Source organism: Streptomyces sp. NBC_01669 (assembly GCF_026339735.1).
In the GTDB taxonomy this organism is placed as follows: domain Bacteria; phylum Actinomycetota; class Actinomycetes; order Streptomycetales; family Streptomycetaceae; genus Streptomyces; species Streptomyces yanii.
This window is the reverse complement of the sequence record NZ_JAPEQG010000001.1, coordinates 3,879,211-3,894,325: the sequence shown is the minus strand read 5'-3', so window position 1 is coordinate 3,894,325 and position 15,115 is coordinate 3,879,211. Positions and strand designations below refer to the sequence as shown.

The 15,115-nt window shown below is 70.7% G+C and carries 18 protein-coding genes and 1 pseudogene; 15 read left to right on the top strand and 4 right to left on the bottom strand.

Features of this window, described 5'->3' with window-relative positions:
- Positions 1 to 123 precede the first annotated feature (123 nt).
- From tsaB to OG972_RS17100, 10 genes and pseudogenes are all read left to right on the top strand, one after another.
- Entirely contained in the window at positions 124 to 786 is a 663-nt protein-coding gene (tsaB, locus tag OG972_RS17145) for a tRNA (adenosine(37)-N6)-threonylcarbamoyltransferase complex dimerization subunit type 1 TsaB (protein WP_266982532.1), read from the top strand.
- A complete protein-coding gene (gene rimI / locus OG972_RS17140) occupies positions 783 to 1,298 on the top strand; it encodes a ribosomal protein S18-alanine N-acetyltransferase (protein WP_266982531.1) in 516 nt (171 codons plus the stop codon). The genes tsaB and rimI overlap by 4 nt, the downstream gene beginning before the upstream one ends.
- Positions 1,298 to 2,395 carry a tRNA (adenosine(37)-N6)-threonylcarbamoyltransferase complex transferase subunit TsaD gene (tsaD, locus tag OG972_RS17135; RefSeq protein WP_266982529.1) on the top strand — a complete coding sequence of 366 codons (1,098 nt, stop codon included), beginning with the start codon at positions 1,298 to 1,300 and terminating at the stop codon, positions 2,393 to 2,395. The genes rimI and tsaD overlap by 1 nt, the downstream gene beginning before the upstream one ends.
- On the top strand, positions 2,392 to 2,667 hold the full coding sequence (locus OG972_RS17130) for a hypothetical protein (protein ID WP_266982527.1): 276 nt from the start codon (positions 2,392 to 2,394) through the stop codon (positions 2,665 to 2,667). The genes tsaD and OG972_RS17130 overlap by 4 nt, the downstream gene beginning before the upstream one ends.
- 84 nt (positions 2,668 to 2,751) lie before the next feature.
- Positions 2,752 to 2,898: a hypothetical protein gene (locus tag OG972_RS17125; protein WP_266982525.1), complete on the top strand. Its 147-nt coding sequence runs from the start codon at positions 2,752 to 2,754 to the stop codon at positions 2,896 to 2,898.
- A 259-nt stretch (positions 2,899 to 3,157) separates the two neighbouring features.
- A pseudogene (locus tag OG972_RS17120) lies at positions 3,158 to 3,792 on the top strand (hypothetical protein).
- A gap of 126 nt (positions 3,793 to 3,918) precedes the next feature.
- Positions 3,919 to 4,275, top strand: a complete 357-nt coding sequence (locus OG972_RS17115; RefSeq protein ID WP_266982523.1) for a YciI family protein — start codon at positions 3,919 to 3,921, stop codon at positions 4,273 to 4,275.
- A 101-nt stretch (positions 4,276 to 4,376) separates the two neighbouring features.
- A complete protein-coding gene (locus OG972_RS17110; protein ID WP_266982522.1) occupies positions 4,377 to 5,657 on the top strand; it encodes an RNA polymerase sigma factor in 1,281 nt (426 codons plus the stop codon).
- Between the two features lie 66 nt (positions 5,658 to 5,723).
- The gene (locus OG972_RS17105; protein WP_266982520.1) at positions 5,724 to 6,188 is read left to right on the top strand and encodes a VOC family protein; all 465 of its coding nucleotides are present in this window, start codon (positions 5,724 to 5,726) and stop codon (positions 6,186 to 6,188) included.
- A 215-nt stretch (positions 6,189 to 6,403) separates the two neighbouring features.
- Entirely contained in the window at positions 6,404 to 6,535 is a 132-nt protein-coding gene (locus OG972_RS17100) for a hypothetical protein (protein ID WP_266982518.1), read from the top strand.
- 71 nt (positions 6,536 to 6,606) lie between these two features.
- Here OG972_RS17100 and OG972_RS17095 read toward each other — a convergent pair whose 3' ends face one another.
- Both OG972_RS17095 and OG972_RS17090 read right to left on the bottom strand, forming a co-directional pair.
- Positions 6,607 to 7,494: an aminoglycoside phosphotransferase family protein gene (locus OG972_RS17095; RefSeq protein ID WP_266982516.1), complete on the bottom strand. Its 888-nt coding sequence runs from the start codon at positions 7,492 to 7,494 to the stop codon at positions 6,607 to 6,609.
- A 22-nt stretch (positions 7,495 to 7,516) separates the two neighbouring features.
- A complete protein-coding gene (locus OG972_RS17090; RefSeq protein WP_266982515.1) occupies positions 7,517 to 8,575 on the bottom strand; it encodes an aldo/keto reductase in 1,059 nt (352 codons plus the stop codon).
- A gap of 125 nt (positions 8,576 to 8,700) precedes the next feature.
- On the opposite strand from OG972_RS17090, the gene OG972_RS17085 reads away from it, so the two are divergent.
- The gene (locus OG972_RS17085) at positions 8,701 to 9,360 is read left to right on the top strand and encodes a hypothetical protein (protein WP_266982513.1); all 660 of its coding nucleotides are present in this window, start codon (positions 8,701 to 8,703) and stop codon (positions 9,358 to 9,360) included.
- A 52-nt stretch (positions 9,361 to 9,412) separates the two neighbouring features.
- Positions 9,413 to 9,778, top strand: a complete 366-nt coding sequence (locus tag OG972_RS17080; RefSeq protein ID WP_266982512.1) for a hypothetical protein — start codon at positions 9,413 to 9,415, stop codon at positions 9,776 to 9,778.
- Between the two features lie 50 nt (positions 9,779 to 9,828).
- Here OG972_RS17080 and OG972_RS17075 read toward each other — a convergent pair whose 3' ends face one another.
- A complete protein-coding gene (locus OG972_RS17075; RefSeq protein ID WP_266982510.1) occupies positions 9,829 to 11,067 on the bottom strand; it encodes a class I SAM-dependent methyltransferase in 1,239 nt (412 codons plus the stop codon).
- 209 nt (positions 11,068 to 11,276) lie between these two features.
- Between OG972_RS17075 and OG972_RS17070 the strand changes: the two genes are divergently transcribed.
- The 3 genes from OG972_RS17070 (at position 11,277) to groL (ending at position 14,290) form a co-directional block, all read left to right on the top strand.
- Positions 11,277 to 11,642 carry a hypothetical protein gene (locus OG972_RS17070; protein WP_266982509.1) on the top strand — a complete coding sequence of 122 codons (366 nt, stop codon included), beginning with the start codon at positions 11,277 to 11,279 and terminating at the stop codon, positions 11,640 to 11,642.
- 613 nt (positions 11,643 to 12,255) lie between these two features.
- Complete coding sequence (gene groES / locus OG972_RS17065) at positions 12,256 to 12,564, top strand: co-chaperone GroES (RefSeq protein ID WP_190121666.1); 309 nt, start codon at positions 12,256 to 12,258, stop codon at positions 12,562 to 12,564.
- A 100-nt stretch (positions 12,565 to 12,664) separates the two neighbouring features.
- Positions 12,665 to 14,290: a chaperonin GroEL gene (groL, locus tag OG972_RS17060; protein WP_266982505.1), complete on the top strand. Its 1,626-nt coding sequence runs from the start codon at positions 12,665 to 12,667 to the stop codon at positions 14,288 to 14,290.
- A gap of 92 nt (positions 14,291 to 14,382) precedes the next feature.
- On the opposite strand, the gene OG972_RS17055 is transcribed toward groL, so the two are convergent.
- Positions 14,383 to 15,078, bottom strand: a complete 696-nt coding sequence (locus OG972_RS17055) for an ester cyclase (RefSeq protein WP_266982504.1) — start codon at positions 15,076 to 15,078, stop codon at positions 14,383 to 14,385.
- Positions 15,079 to 15,115 lie beyond the last annotated feature (37 nt).

Below are 15,115 nucleotides of genomic sequence, written 5' to 3'. Positions count from 1 at the left end.
GTATGTCGTACAAGCGTTTACGTCGTACCCGCGTCTCCCGGTGACGGTAGCAGCAGGCGCCGGTGGGAACGGGATGCCGTACGGGGCGCCATGGAGCCGTCGGCGGAGCCGTAGGCTGTTTGCGTGCTCTTGCTCGCCGTGGATACCGCCACCCCCGCCGTCACCGTCGCCCTGCACGACGGGAACTCCGTCGTCGCCGAGTCTGGCCAGGTCGATGCCCGAAGGCACGGGGAGCTGCTGCTGCCCGCCGTCGACCGGGTCCTCGCCGAGGCCGGGGTGAAACTCGATGCCGTGACCGGCGTGGTCGTGGGCGTCGGCCCCGGCCCGTACACCGGTCTCCGGGTCGGTCTTGTGACGGCCGCGACGTTCGGCTCGGTGCTCTCCGTGCCGGTCCACGGGCTGTGCACGCTGGACGGTCTCGCGTACGCCGCCGGGCAGGGCGGACTGGAGGGCCCGTTCGCCGTGGCGACGGACGCCCGCCGCAAGGAGGTCTACTGGGCGCGGTACGAGGATCCCCGTACCCGCGTCGGCGAACCCGCCGTCGACCGGCCCGCCGACATCGTCGAGCAGCTCGCCGGGCTCCCGGTGGTCGGGGCGGGCGCGGCGCTCTACCCCGACGCGTTCCCGGACGCCCGCGGTCCCGAGCACGTCAGCGCCGGGGCGCTCGCGGCGCTGGCCGCCGAGCGGCTCGCCGCGGGAGCGGAGCTGCTGCCGCCGCAGCCGCTGTATCTCCGCCGGCCCGACGCCCAGGTCCCGAAGAACTACAAGGTGGTCACCCCGAAGTGACGAGCCCGACTGCCGTGCTGCGTGAGATGCGCTGGTGGGACATCGACCCGGTGCTGCAGCTCGAACACGAGCTGTTCCCGGAGGACGCCTGGTCGGCCGGCATGTTCTGGTCCGAGCTGGCGCACGCCCGCGGGCCGCAGGCCACCCGCCGCTATGTCGTCGCCGAGGCCCCGGACACCGGACGCATCGCCGGGTACGCCGGACTCGCCGCCGCCGGTGACCTCGCCGACGTCCAGACGATCGGCGTCACCCGCGACCACTGGGGCGGCGGGCTGGGCTCCGAACTCCTCACCGATCTGCTGAAGCACGCCACGGCCTTCGAGTGCGCGGAGGTGCTCCTCGAAGTCCGGGTCGACAACACGCGTGCGCAGAAGCTGTACGAACGCTTCGGCTTCGAACCGATCGGCTTCCGCCGCGGCTACTACCAGCCGGGCAACATCGACGCACTCGTCATGCGCCTCCACGTACAAGAACCCGCACCAGAGCACGTACAGGAAACTGGAACTGACTGATGGCTGACGAACCGCTCGTACTCGGCATCGAGACCTCCTGCGACGAGACCGGCGTCGGCATCGTCCGCGGTACGACGCTGCTCGCGGACGCTGTCGCGTCCAGCGTCGACACCCACGCCCGCTTCGGCGGCGTCGTCCCGGAGATCGCCTCCCGCGCGCACCTGGAGTCGATGGTCCCCACCATCGAACGCGCCCTGAAGGAAGCGGGCATCAGCGCCCGCGACCTCGACGGCATCGCCGTCACCGCGGGTCCCGGGCTGGCGGGCGCGCTGCTCGTCGGCGTCTCCGCGGCGAAGGCGTACGCGTACGCCCTGAACAAACCGCTGTACGGGGTGAACCACCTCGCCTCGCACATCTGCGTCGACCAGCTGGAGCACGGCCCGCTGCCCGAGCCGACGATGGCGCTGCTGGTCAGCGGCGGCCACTCCTCGCTGCTGCTCGCGCCGGACATCACCAACGACGTACGGCCTCTGGGCGCGACCATCGACGACGCGGCGGGCGAGGCGTTCGACAAGATCGCCCGGGTGCTGAACCTCGGCTTCCCCGGCGGCCCCGTCATCGACCGGCTGGCGAAGGAGGGCGATCCGAAGGCGATCGCGTTCCCGCGCGGACTGAGCGGCTCGCGCGACCCCGCGTACGACTTCTCCTTCTCCGGTCTGAAGACGTCCGTCGCCCGCTGGATCGAGGCGAAGCGGGCCGCGGGCGAGGAGGTGCCGGTACGGGACGTGGCGGCGTCCTTCCAGGAGGCCGTCGTCGATGTGCTCACCCGGAAGGCCGTCCGGGCCTGCAAGGACGAGGGCGTCGACCACCTGATGATCGGCGGCGGCGTCGCGGCCAACTCGCGGCTGCGGGCGCTCGCCGAGGAGCGCTGCGAGCGGGCCGGCATCCGGCTGCGGGTGCCGCGGCCCGGACTGTGCACGGACAACGGGGCGATGGTCGCGGCGCTGGGCGCCGAGATGGTGGCGCGCAACCGTTCCGCGTCCGATCTGGAACTGTCGGCGGACTCGTCGCTGCCGGTGACGGACACGCATGTGCCGGGCAGCGTGCACGACCACGACCATGTGCACGAGATCAGCAAGGACAACCTGTACTCATGACCGTCGCCCTCATGTGGGAGGCCCGGGCCGTGGACGGCCGGGGCGCCGAACTGCTGGAGTGGGCCCGGGCGCGCACCGGTGAGCTGGCGGACGAGCCGCTGCGGTACGAGCTGCTGCGCGCCCCGCAGGACCGGGTGCTGGTCATCACCTGGTGGGAGGCGGCATACGGCGCCGAGTTGCCCGAGCTGCCCGAACCCGCAGCCGAGTTGATCACCAGGGCGGTGCACCGATGGCGGTTCGAGGTGGCCGGCGGCTCCGTCGGCGGAACATGAGAAAACTCAAGGGATCCTGAGATTTTCCGAAGGGAAACCGAACAACGGTTCCCTTCGTAATAATTCGGACTTACGTTCCTCGACGTGACCCGAGAGAAGAGACGCCGCCCCCGCCCGCTCAGGGCGGCCGCCGCGGTGATCGGCTGCGTGCTGGTGCTCGCCGCGGCCGGAGCGGGGTTCGCAACTGCTGTGCACGCAAGCCGCTTTGTGCAGATGGCCACGATTGAGTGAACGGTGTCACAAGCTGCGGGTATGTCCGGCGGGGTGTGCGTAACGTATTCGGTGCGATCTGGGACGCCGGGTGTGGCGTCAGCAGTCGGGGCCCCCGTGTCACCAGCGAGATGGTTCGGGGCCTCCCCGTCGCCTCCGGCCACACCCACATGGCCAGGTCGTAGGGATTCCGCCCGCCCGGGACGGACCGCATACGGGATATGCGTCGCCGACCGGGACGCGAAAGCGGAGGACCAGCGCGCCCAAGACCGTTCGGGGCGTGCCAGTGAGCCAGGACTTACTCCTGCTCACTGCCCAGGAACGGTGGGCGTACTGGCATCTGAACCAGAACATCCACAGTATGGACATCGACCGTGCCCTGGGCGCGACCGCCCGGCCAGGGCACGGTCGATGTCCCGGGCACGACGCCGTCGGCCGCGGCCTCCGCACCCCCGCTCCCACCGGCGCGCTGAATACCCTGGTCCTCGGTTCGGGCTCGCGCAGCGGCAAGGAGAACTCCGTGCTCGGCGGCAGTGACAGCTCCCACGCCCGCTCCGATACAGCGGTGGTCGTCCACCTGGTTAGCGACCGGAACATTCGGACGGCGGCGACCTGGGCCGGATCAAGCTCCAGCAACAACTGGTCGAGGCGCTGCTGGAGCAGGCCGGGACAACCGATCCACTGACCGACCCGGTCGGCCTGTATACGATGGCGCACGCGTTCACCGGCAGCCTCACCACGGACACCGGCCTCGACTCGCTCGGCGAGCTGAGAGACCTGGCGCAGAGCCTGGGCGCCATCCCCGCGACCGGGCTGACCACGGTCACCATGCCCGTCGTCACCGCCCCGTCCGACCCCAACCGGGTGGTGGCGCGGGAACCGGCCGCGAGCAAGCTGTGGGCGTCCCTGCGGTAGTCCGGAAAAGCCTCCCGGAAACTTCTTCAATTTCTTCGGGGGAGTGTGTCGATTGCGACGTCTCCCGTTCGACGCAAGGGTGAGAGGCAGGGAAAGCCCCCGCCCTCCCGTACCGATGGAGTCACCATGCCGCGCTTCCTGTCGATGATCCGCATCGATGAGCAGAACCTCCCCTCCGAGGCCCCCGACCCCGACTTCGAGGCGCGCATGGGCGCGCTGTTCGAGGAGATCACCAAGGCCGGGGTCATGCTGGAGACCGCCGGGCTCACCCCCACCTCGCAGGGGACCCGGGTCACCTGGGAGGACGGCAAGCTGAGCTACACCGACGGGCCCTTCACCGAGACGAAGGAAGTCGTCGGCGGCTACGCCATCACCCAGTGCAAGGACATGGCCGAGGCGCTGGAGTGGACCAAGCGGTTCCTGGAGATCCACCCGAAGAACTGGACCGTCACCTCCGAGGTCCGCGAGATCGCCGAGAGCTGACGGCCTGGTGCGCGACAGCGAGCCCGCTCGCTGTCGCGCACCAGGCCGTAAGGGGTGTCCCGGGCCGTGCTTGCTGCGCCCCGGTACGGCTGCTCTGATGGGTGGCCGTGACGGAAGCAAGCGCGACGCAGGCGGTCGAGGCGGTATTCAGGATCGAGTCCGCGCGGATCATCGCCGGTGTCACCCGCATCGTGCGGGACGTCGGCATCGCCGAGGAGCTCGCGCAGGACGCTCTGGTCGCCGCGCTGGAGCAGTGGCCGGAGTCGGGTGTCCCGGACAGACCGGGCGCCTGGCTCATGGCCACCGCCAAGCACCGCGCGATCGATCTCGTACGCCGCAGGGAGACGTACGCGCGGAAGCTGGCCGAGGTCGGGCGGAGCCTGGAGGACGTGCCGCCGCCCGAGCCGGGAGACTTCAACAGCACCGAGGACCCCCACCACATCGACGACGACCTGCTGCGGCTGATCTTCACCGCCTGCCACCCCGTGCTGTCGACCGAGGCCCGGATCGCGCTCACCCTGCGGCTGCTCGGCGGACTCACCACCGACGAGATCGCGCGAGCCTTCCTGGCGTCCGAGCCGACTGTCGCCCAGCGCATCGTCCGCGCGAAGCGCACCCTGGGCCGGGCGGGCGTCCCCTTCGAAGTGCCGTACGGCCCCGAGCGCGCGGCCCGGCTCGACTCCGTCCTCGAAGTCATCTATCTGATCTTCAACGAGGGTTATTCGGCCACCGCGGGCGACGACTGGCTGCGCCCGGCGCTCTGCGAGGACGCGCTGCGGCTGGCCCGGGTGCTGGCCGGACTGATGGACAAGGAGCCCGAAGTGCACGGCCTGGTGGCCCTGTTGGAACTCCAGGCGTCCCGCGTCGCGGCCAGGACCGGGCCGGACGGTGCGCCCGTGCTGCTCGCCGACCAGAACCGGTCCCGCTGGGACCGGCTGCTGATCCGGCGCGGATACGCGGCCCTGGAGCGGGCGAACGCGGCGGGCGACGCACCGGGCCCCTACGCCCTGCAGGCCGCGATCGCCGCGTGCCACGCCCACGCGGTGACGTACGAGGAGACGGACTGGAGGGTCATCGCCACGCTCTACGGGCTGCTGCTGAAGGCGGCCCCGTCGCCGGTCGTCGAGCTGAACCGGGCGGTCGCCGTCTCGATGGCGCAGGGGCCGGAGGCGGGGCTCGCGCTGGTCGACGCCCTGGCCGGGGACCCGGCGCTGAGGGCGTACCACCTGCTGCCGAGTGTGCGCGGCGATCTGCTGGCGCGGCTCGGGCGCACGGACGAGGCACGCGCGGAGTTCCGGCGGGCGGCGGACCTGACCCGTAACGCGCGCGAGCGGGCGCTGTTGCTGGCCCGGGCGGAGAAGGAATCCGGCGCGGAGCGATGAGTTTCCGCGGCCCGCCCGGTCCACCATGCACAGTCAACGCCCGTACGGACAACCGAGGAGCAGGCCATGCAGAAGATCAAGACCTTCCTGTGGTTCGACAGCCAGGCCGAGGAGGCCGCGCACTTCTACGTCTCCGTCTTCGGCGGCGACTCGAAGGTGCTCGGCGTGTCGCACTACACCGAGTCGTCGCCCGGCGAGCCGGGCACCGTCATGACCGTCGACTTCCGGCTGGCCGGCCAGGAGTACGTGGCGCTCAACGGCGGTCCGCAGTTCCCGTTCACCGAGGCGATCTCGCTCGCCGTCGACTGCGAGACGCAGGCGGAGGTCGACGAGCTGTGGGACAGGCTCACCGACGGCGGCGAGGAGAGCCAGTGCGGCTGGCTCAAGGACAAGTACGGGCTGTCCTGGCAGATCGTCCCGCGCGGGCTGTCCGAGGCGCTCTCCCACCCCGACCCGGCCAAGGCGGACCGGGCCATGAAGGCCATGCTCGGCATGAAGAAGCTCGACATCGAGGCGCTGCGCAACGCCTGACGGCGCCCGTGCCGCCCGGCCGGGTGCGCGACACGTGCCTCAAGGCCGCCCCGGTGATCGGCAACTGACGGGCCATGGGCGGGAATCGGTCAACCGGCCGACCGGGCTGTACGCCACTGAGGTGGCCCGGGTCGCGCGGGCGCATCGGCCGGTCCGGCAGCCTCGTTGACCGCGTGACCGGGGCGCATGAGGCGCCCGTCGCGAGAGGAGCCATCATGTCCGACCAGTACGACTACAGCCCCGAGTCGGGGGCGGGCGGCGACGGCGCCGACGACTTCGAGTACGACGGCGCGGACGCCGGGTTCGACGGGTACAGCGAGTACCCGGACGGCCGGTCGGACAGCTGAGACCGGACGGAACGGGCGGAATCCCCGACGCCACCGGTCCCGCCCGTCCCGTACACCGTTGCGGCCTCACCTCATCGGACGAGCGCCGTCGCGATCCCGTCGGTCGCGGCGATCAGCCACTCCGGGTCGCCGTACAGCCGTCCCCAGTGGGCCGCCGTCACCGCACGCGCCTGCGCCCAGCGGCGCACCCGGTCGCGGTCCAGCTCGGCGGCGTCCGCGAAGAGCGAGACGCGGCGCTGCAGCGTGGCGTCCAGGGTGTCGAGGCGGCCGCGGAGCAGCGTGATCCCGTCGTACGCCGGGTCACCCACCCAGCCCTTGGGGTCGATGGCCAGCCAGGGCTCGCGTGCGCCGGCGATCACGTTGCCGTAGTTCAGATCGCCGTGGACGAGGGTGTCCGGCTGCTCGCGGCCCAGTTCCCGTACGGTCGCCAGCGCCGCGTCGGTGACGTACCGCGGCAGGGGCCGGGCCAGCCGTCCGACGTGTTCGCGGATCTCCTGCTCCCACGCGTCGGACCGGTCGGCGAGCCGGGGCAGTCCGGGCGGGGCCGGGACCGCCAGCCTGCGCACCACACGGCCGGCCGCGGTCACCGCCGCGTCGAGGTCGTCGAGACCGGCGAGGGTGTCGGGCCCGGCCCGTTCCAGCAGCATCGCGAACCGCTCGTCGTCCCGCTCGTACAGGGCGACGGCTCCGCGCCCGCGCCACACCGCGAAGGCGTCCGGCTCATGGATGTTGCCCGGGTGGGGGAACGACACCTTCAGCACGGCGCGGGACCCGTCGTACCGCCGAGCGGGAACGACGATCCCGACCTGGCCGTGCAGGACCGGTCCGGTGTCCACGGCGCAGTCCCAGCGCCGCAGCAGCTCGTCGACCAGCCCCGGCAGCGACTCCACCCAGGCCCGGCCGCGTGCGCCTTCCCGGCCGACCGTGGTCCGCTCGAAGTCCGCCGGTATCGCGATCATCCGGACAGCCTACGGAGCGCCGCTAGCGGATCTCGCTCGCCGTCCGGCGGTAGGTCGAGCGCCGGTCCGTGATGTCCGCCCAGAGGTCCCCGTACACGTTCCTCATGACCCCCGGCTCCCGCAGGAAGTCGTGCGGAAAACCGAGCGGTACCTCGCTCGCCGCGTCGAGCCGGTGCACCGCGGCGGCGTCGAGCGCGACATCGACACCGGCGAGATTGTCGACGAGCTGGCTCACCCTGGTGGCGGCGACGATCGGGATGATGTTCCCGGGCCGCCCGCGCAGCCACGCCAGCGCCACCTGCGCCGGGCTCCAGCCGCCCTGCTCGGCGACCTCCAGCACCGCGGTGAGGACCTCCTCCTCCCGGCGATCGGCCCGGTTGTCGAAGGCGGGCGCGTCCAGCCGGCCCGTTTCGCCGCGGCGGTACTTCCCGGTGAGCTTGCCTGCGGCGAGCGGGCTCCACGCCAGGACGGCTTGGTCGAAGGCGCGGGCCTGCGGCAGCAGTTCGCGTTCCGGGGTGCGCTCCAGCAGGTTGTACCGCAGCTGCGAACCGGCGAACGAGGTCCAGCCCCGCAGCTCGGCCATGGTGTTCGCCTGCGCGATCTCCCACGCCGCCCAGTCCGACACCCCGAGATAGAGCACCTTGCCGGACCGTACGAGGTCGTCGAGGGCGCGCATGACCTCCTCGACCGGGGTGAAGTTGTCCCGTGCGTGCACCCACAGCACGTCGATGCGGTCGGTACGCAGCCGGGCGAGGCTCGCCTCCACCGACCGGACCAGGTTCTTCCGGTGATTGCCCGCCGCGTTCGGATCGCCCGTGCGGGTGGCGCAGCTGTATTTCGTGGCGAGTACGAACCGGTCCCGGCGGCCTTGGAGCAGCTCGCCGAGGATCGTCTCCGAGCTGCCGTTGGTGTAGTTGTTGGCGGTATCGATGAAGTTGCCGCCCGCGTCCGCGTACGCGTCGACGATCCGGGCGCTGGTCTCCTTGTCCGCGCCCCATCCCCAGTCCTCGCCGATGGTCATGGCGCCGAGGCTCAGCTCGCTCACCCGCAGGCCGGTCCGGCCGAACAGTGTGTACTGCACAGTGTTCTCCCTCGGTACGTGCGTGCTTCCGGTCAGCCGGTCGCATTCGGACGTTACGAGCTGGAGCGCGCTTCAACGCAAGCCACGCCGAACCGTGCCCGCACCCGGTCGGTAGGCTCGGGCCCATGTCCCGCCGCACACTGTTGCCGCCGCCCCCTCCGCCTGTCGAGATACGTTCCTGGCCCGACAGGGAAGCCCTGCTCGCCGACCGGGCGTTCGTCCTCGGCGAGCTGGTCACCATGCATGTGGGGCGCGGCCGGCTGGCGCTGCTGTGGCTGTGGGGCGCCCTGTGCGCGCTCGGCTGGTCGCTGGTGGGGACCGCGATGCTCACGTTCGAGGAGTCGTACGACATCTTCGGTGCCGTCCTCGGCGTCGTCCTCGCCGCCCTGGGCGCCTGCTGCGTCGTGCCGTCGGTGGTCTTCGTCGTCGTCGGTCTGCGCCGCGACCGGCAGATCCGCCGACTGCTCGACGCCTGGGGCGAGTTGGACCGCGATCCGGAAGGCGACATGCGGCTGCGGGCCTCCGGTGCGAGCCTCGCCTGGATGCTCTCGTCGTTCGCGCTGTGTGCGGTCGGGCTGTACGCCTGCGTGGCCGTCCCGGCAGGTGCGGAGGCCCCCGAGGACACCTACGGTGCGGTCGCCCTCGTCATGGGGCTCGGGATGATCGGCTGGCTGCTCGGTCTGATCGGCGTCACCAAGGCGTTCGCGCACCGCCGTTGGGTGCTGAGGGTGCTTGTCGGGGCGCCCGGGCCGCTGTTCTCCGTCCGCGGCGGTGCTCACCGCTGAACCCGCCTCTATTCTGGCCGCGTAGCAGGATCCGCGCAGGGGGAGGGGTCACATGGAGTGGTACTGGTGGGTGCTCATCATCTTCTGGACCGGTGGCTTCGGATGGGCGGTCGACAACGTCCGTACGGCGCTGCGCAACCGGCACACCCGCAAGCTGGAACTGCTGGAGGCGGGCAAACAGGAACGCCTGGCCGTCGAGGCGGCGAACCGGCCGCCGGAGCCGATCTGTGGCTGCACGCACCACCTTGCCAAGCATGACAAGCAGGGCAAGTGCCATGAGCGGGTCGAGGTGCCGACGGCCTGGGACGAGAGCAAGAACCCGGTCCGCTTCGAAGCCGGGCAGTGCAACTGCCAGCAGTACGTGGGTCCGCAGCCGCTCTCCCAGGTGTACGCCGACGACCTGACCGACCTGGCCTAGTGCCCCTCCCGGCACGCTTTGCCCCGGGGCAGACATGGCCGGTCACGGCACTAGGAGCTCGCACGCGTGTCGGGCCGCACGGGGTGGCCGATCAGCATGGTCGGTGCCCCGGCGACCCGGGTCAGGAACACGGTCGCCGCGTTCGGGCCCTGGAGCTTCATCTTCCGGCGCAGCTCCTCCGGTTCGACGGCCGAGCCCCGCTTCTTGACGGTCAGGACGCCGACCTTCCGCTCCCGCAGCAGCGCCTTCAGCTTCTTCAGGTTGAAGGGCAGTTGGTCGGTGATCTCGTACGCGGAGGCGTAGGGGGAGTCGTACGGCTCGTCGCTCGTGACGTACGCGATCGTCTCGTCGACCAGCCGGCCACCCGATTGCTCCACGACGTGGGCGACCAGATGGGCGCGGATGACGGCGCCGTCCGGCTCGTACAGATAGCGGCCCACCGGTCCGACGGGCGGGGCGGGCAGTGCGGCCGGGGCCGACAGGGTCGCGCCCGCCGGGAGCAGTGTGGCGCGGTACGAGCCCGGGGCGAACCCTTCGCCGAACCAGAGCACCGCCTCCTTCACATCGCCGGCGTCCGAGATCCACTCCGCCTCCGCCTGCGCCGGGATCGCCTCGTGCGGGATGCCGGGGGCGATCTTCAGCGCGGCACGGGGGGCCGTCAGCGCGGCGGCAATCGCCCAGGAGAGCGGCGGCGAGTACGCCTCGGGGTCGAAGATCCTGCCGCGTCCGCCGCGCCGGGCCGGGTCGACGAAGACCGCGTCGTACGCGGTCGTGTCGATCTCGGTGACATCGGCGCAGCGCACCTCGATCAGGGTGTCGAGACCGAGTGCGGCGGCATTGGCGCGGGCCACCTCGGCGGTCAGCGGGTCGCGGTCCACGGCGAGGACGGAGATGCCCGCGCGGGCGAGGGCGAGGGCGTCGCCGCCGATCCCGCAGCAGAGGTCGGCGACGCTGCGTACGCCCGCTTCGGCGAAGCGCCGGGCGCGGTGGGTGGCGACCGAGGTGCGGGTCGCCTGCTCGACGCCGTTCGGGGTGAAGAACATCCGGTACGCGTCCTCGGCGCCGAACTTCGCCACCGCCCGCTGCCGCAGCCGTGCCTGCCCCAGCGCCGCCGACACCAGCGGGGCCGGATGGCTGCGGCGCAGCCGGGTCGCGGTGGCGAGCTCCTGGGAGGGGTCGTACGTCCGCAGCTCGGCGAGGAGTGCCTCGCCCTCGGGCGTGCGCAGGGCCGTGAAGGCGGCGAGCGGGTCGGTCGGGTCGGTCGGGTCGGTCGGATCGAAGGCGTTCACCGGGCCATTGTGAGCTAGCCGGGGGACCGCGCGGGCCCTGCGGAGGTGTCGGCGCCAGTGGCCGAGCAGCCACTGACAGTATGCGAAACCATGCAGCTTGTACGACAAAAGGAAGATTTAACCGAGCAGGGGCATGGGTCGGCCCTGATGCGGCGCGGGCCGGCCATCACGGAGAAGGGATACGCCGTGGCCCGGCTGGAGGACTACGCATGAGGAGGGCGCACCGACTGCTCGCCGGACTGCTGGCAACCGGTGCGCTCCTGACCGCCACCGCCGGGTGCGCGCAGTCGGTCGACCCGATCGAACGGCTGGGCCGGAAGGCCGCGCAGAAGGTGAGCCGGCCGCACCGGACGCCGAGTCCGGGACCGGCGGCGGGGGCGGAGTCGGAGCGGCGGGCGGGTGTGCGGGGCGATCACGGGGCCGCGGGGTCGACGGTCGTCGGCTCCTGCGGTCGGCCGGGTCGGCTGCCGGAGACCGGGCCCACGGGGTTGTCCTCGCCGCTGAGGCACTGGTGGCCGGACCGGCTGGGACCGTCCGGCGGAGCGGGCATCGGTACGGGCTGCGAGCGGCGGTAGTCGACGTGCCCGCTCCGCACCGTCACGAGGCACGGTGCGATCGCGGCGAAGGCCTGGACCGGGCCCGGGGCCGGTTCGCGCGCAGTGGTGCGACGCCGATCGCGACGACCACCGGGGTGAGCACTCCGAATGCGATCACGGCCCTGTTCATCGGCGGTGGTTCGGCCGCCTCGAGCGGGTCGGCGCAGGAGGCGGCCCGCCCCGGCCGTCCGGAACGTGACGGTCGGACAGACCGCCGCCCGGAGGAGCCGCCAGGGGCGGAACCGGAGCGATGTCGAGACCTGCCCCGACAGCCGGCGCCGACGCGGGGGCGCGACGTCCGGCATCTCCCCGCCGTCGTACGGAACGGAGCGGTCCGTCCCTGCGTTCCCCGTGCGTCGCCCCACCGGGACAGTCCGGTGCAGTGACGCCACGACCGGACTGAATTGGCACTCCGCTTGACCGAGTGCTAATCGCGGTCATAGTGTCAGCTCTGGCACTCCCCGCTGGAGAGTGCCAGCAGTACTGTGCGACCGGCAGGTCCGGCACCCGCGACGACGGACCCACCTGATCGCCACCCCAGACAGTTAACCCCGCAGTTAACCCCGAGATCTCCGAAGGGGGAGGCCGGATCGTGACGACCACCAGCTCCAAGGTTGCCATCAAGCCGCTTGAGGACCGCATTGTGGTCCAGCCGCTCGACGCCGAGCAGACCACGGCCTCTGGCCTGGTCATCCCGGACACCGCCAAGGAGAAGCCCCAGGAGGGCGTCGTCCTGGCCGTGGGCCCGGGTCGCTTCGAGAACGGCGAGCGCCTGCCGCTCGACGTCAAGACCGGTGACGTCGTGCTGTACAGCAAGTACGGCGGCACCGAGGTGAAGTACAACGGCGAGGAGTACCTCGTCCTCTCGGCCCGCGACGTGCTCGCGATCATCGAGAAGTAATTCACACACGTTTGCTTCCGTTCTGCGCCCCTGGTCCCCTGCGAGATAACAAGCCGGGCGGTCAGGGGCGCAGTTCGTTCGAGAGGACAGTTCAGCTCCCATGGCGAAGATTCTGAAGTTCGACGAGGACGCCCGTCGCGCCCTTGAGCGCGGCGTCAACAAGCTTGCCGACACGGTCAAGGTGACGATCGGCCCCAAGGGCCGCAACGTCGTCATCGACAAGAAGTTCGGCGCTCCCACCATCACCAACGACGGTGTCACCATCGCGCGCGAGGTCGAGCTCGACGACCCGTACGAGAACCTCGGTGCCCAGCTGGTGAAGGAGGTGGCGACCAAGACCAACGACGTAGCGGGTGACGGCACCACCACCGCCACCGTGCTCGCCCAGGCGCTCGTCCGCGAGGGCCTGCGCAACGTTGCCGCGGGTGCTTCCCCGGCCGCCCTGAAGAAGGGCATCGACGCCGCGGTCAAGGCTGTGTCCGAGGAGCTCCTCGCGACCGCCCGCCCGATCGACGACAAGTCCGACATCGCCGCCGTGGCCGCGCTCTCCGCGCAGGACTCGCAGGTCGGCGAGCTCATCGCGGACGCGATGGACAAGGTCGGCAAGGACGGTGTCATCACCGTCGAGGAGTCCAACACCTTCGGCCTGGACCTCGAGTTCACCGAGGGCATGGCCTTCGACAAGGGTTACCTGTCCCCGTACATGGTGACCGACCAGGAGCGTATGGAGGCCGTCCTCGACGACCCGTACATCCTGATCCACCAGGGCAAGATCGGCTCGATCCAGGAGCTGCTCCCGCTGCTGGAGAAGGTCATCCAGGCCGGTGGCTCCAAGCCGCTGCTGATCATCGCCGAGGACGTCGAGGGCGAGGCCCTGTCGACCCTGGTCGTCAACAAGATCCGTGGCACCTTCAACGCCGTCGCGGTGAAGGCCCCGGGCTTCGGTGACCGCCGCAAGGCCATGCTCGGTGACATCGCCACCCTCACCGGTGCGACCGTCATCGCCGAGGAGGTCGGCCTCAAGCTCGACCAGGCCGGTCTGGACGTGCTGGGCACCGCCCGCCGTGTCACCGTCTCCAAGGACGACACGACCATCGTGGACGGCGGCGGCGAGTCCGGCGACGTCAAGGGCCGGGTCAACCAGATCAAGGCCGAGATCGACGCCACCGACTCCGACTGGGACCGCGAGAAGCTCCAGGAGCGCCTCGCGAAGCTGGCCGGCGGCGTGTGCGTGATCCGTGTCGGTGCCGCCACCGAGGTGGAGCTCAAGGAGAAGAAGCACCGTCTGGAGGACGCCATCTCCGCGACCCGCGCCGCGGTCGAGGAGGGCATCGTCTCCGGTGGTGGCTCCGCTCTGGTCCACGCCGTCAAGGTCCTCGAGGGCAACCTCGACAAGGCCGGCGACGAGGCCACGGGTGTCGCGGTCGTGCGCCGCGCCGCGGTCGAGCCGCTGCGCTGGATCGCCGAGAACGCCGGCCTCGAGGGTTACGTCATCACCTCGAAGGTCGCCGACCTCGACAAGGGCCAGGGCTTCAACGCCGCGACCGGTGAGTACGGCGACCTGGTGAAGGCCGGCGTCATCGACCCGGTCAAGGTCACCCGCTCCGCGCTGGAGAACGCCGCGTCCATCGCGTCGCTGCTGCTGACGACCGAGACCCTGGTCGTCGAGAAGCCGGCCGAGGAAGAGGCCGAAGCCGGTCACGGCGGCCACGGTCACTCGCACTGACGAGCTGCCACCTCGGCTCACCGCCGCACAAGGCCCCCGTTCCCGCTGTTAGCGATGGGAACGGGGGCCTTCGGCTGTCCTTTGCCGTTGGATCAGTCGAGCGCGCCGAGCTGGCGCATCAGGCCGAGGAGGTCCTCGTGCCACCAGCCTTCCTGGATCCTGCCGTCCTTGAACCGGAAGATCGTGGTGCCCGTCATGGTGCACTGCCTGCCCGTGGGGGCGATTCCCATGAAGTCGCCCTCGTGGGTGCCGGTCCAGGTCCACAGCGTCACGACGTCGTCACCCTCGCAGACCTGCCGGTCCAGGCTGAGGGTGAAGTCGAAGGCCGCGCGCCATCCGATCACGTCGTTCTTCAGGGAGTCGGACCCGATCACCGTGTCCTGTTCCTTCGCGACGTCGTGGTCGATGTAGTCGGGCGCGAACACCTCGTCGATGGCTTCGAGGTTGCCGCCGACGGCGATCTCGTGGAAGAACCGGCGCGACAGTGTCTGGTTCAACTGTTCGTCACGGACCACATCGAGGTCGGTGAAGGTGGGCATTCCGTTGCAGAGCGCCACCATCTCCTGGAAGATCTGGTCGGTCTCCGGCAGCTTCGAGTTCGCCATCGCATCTTCGTACGAAGGGAATTCGACGATCTCGACGTAGTGGGACCCGTCGGTTCGGTCCTTGCCGATGAGGCTGTGCGTGGCCGTCCGGGTGCCCTTGGTCCGTTCGACCCATTCGTCCATGAGGCGGTCCATGTCGTCGAACCGCTCCGTCTTGCAGTCGATTACCTGTACGAATCTCATGGCGTCTCCCGGTCCTACAGTTTGGATGGGATCCTTC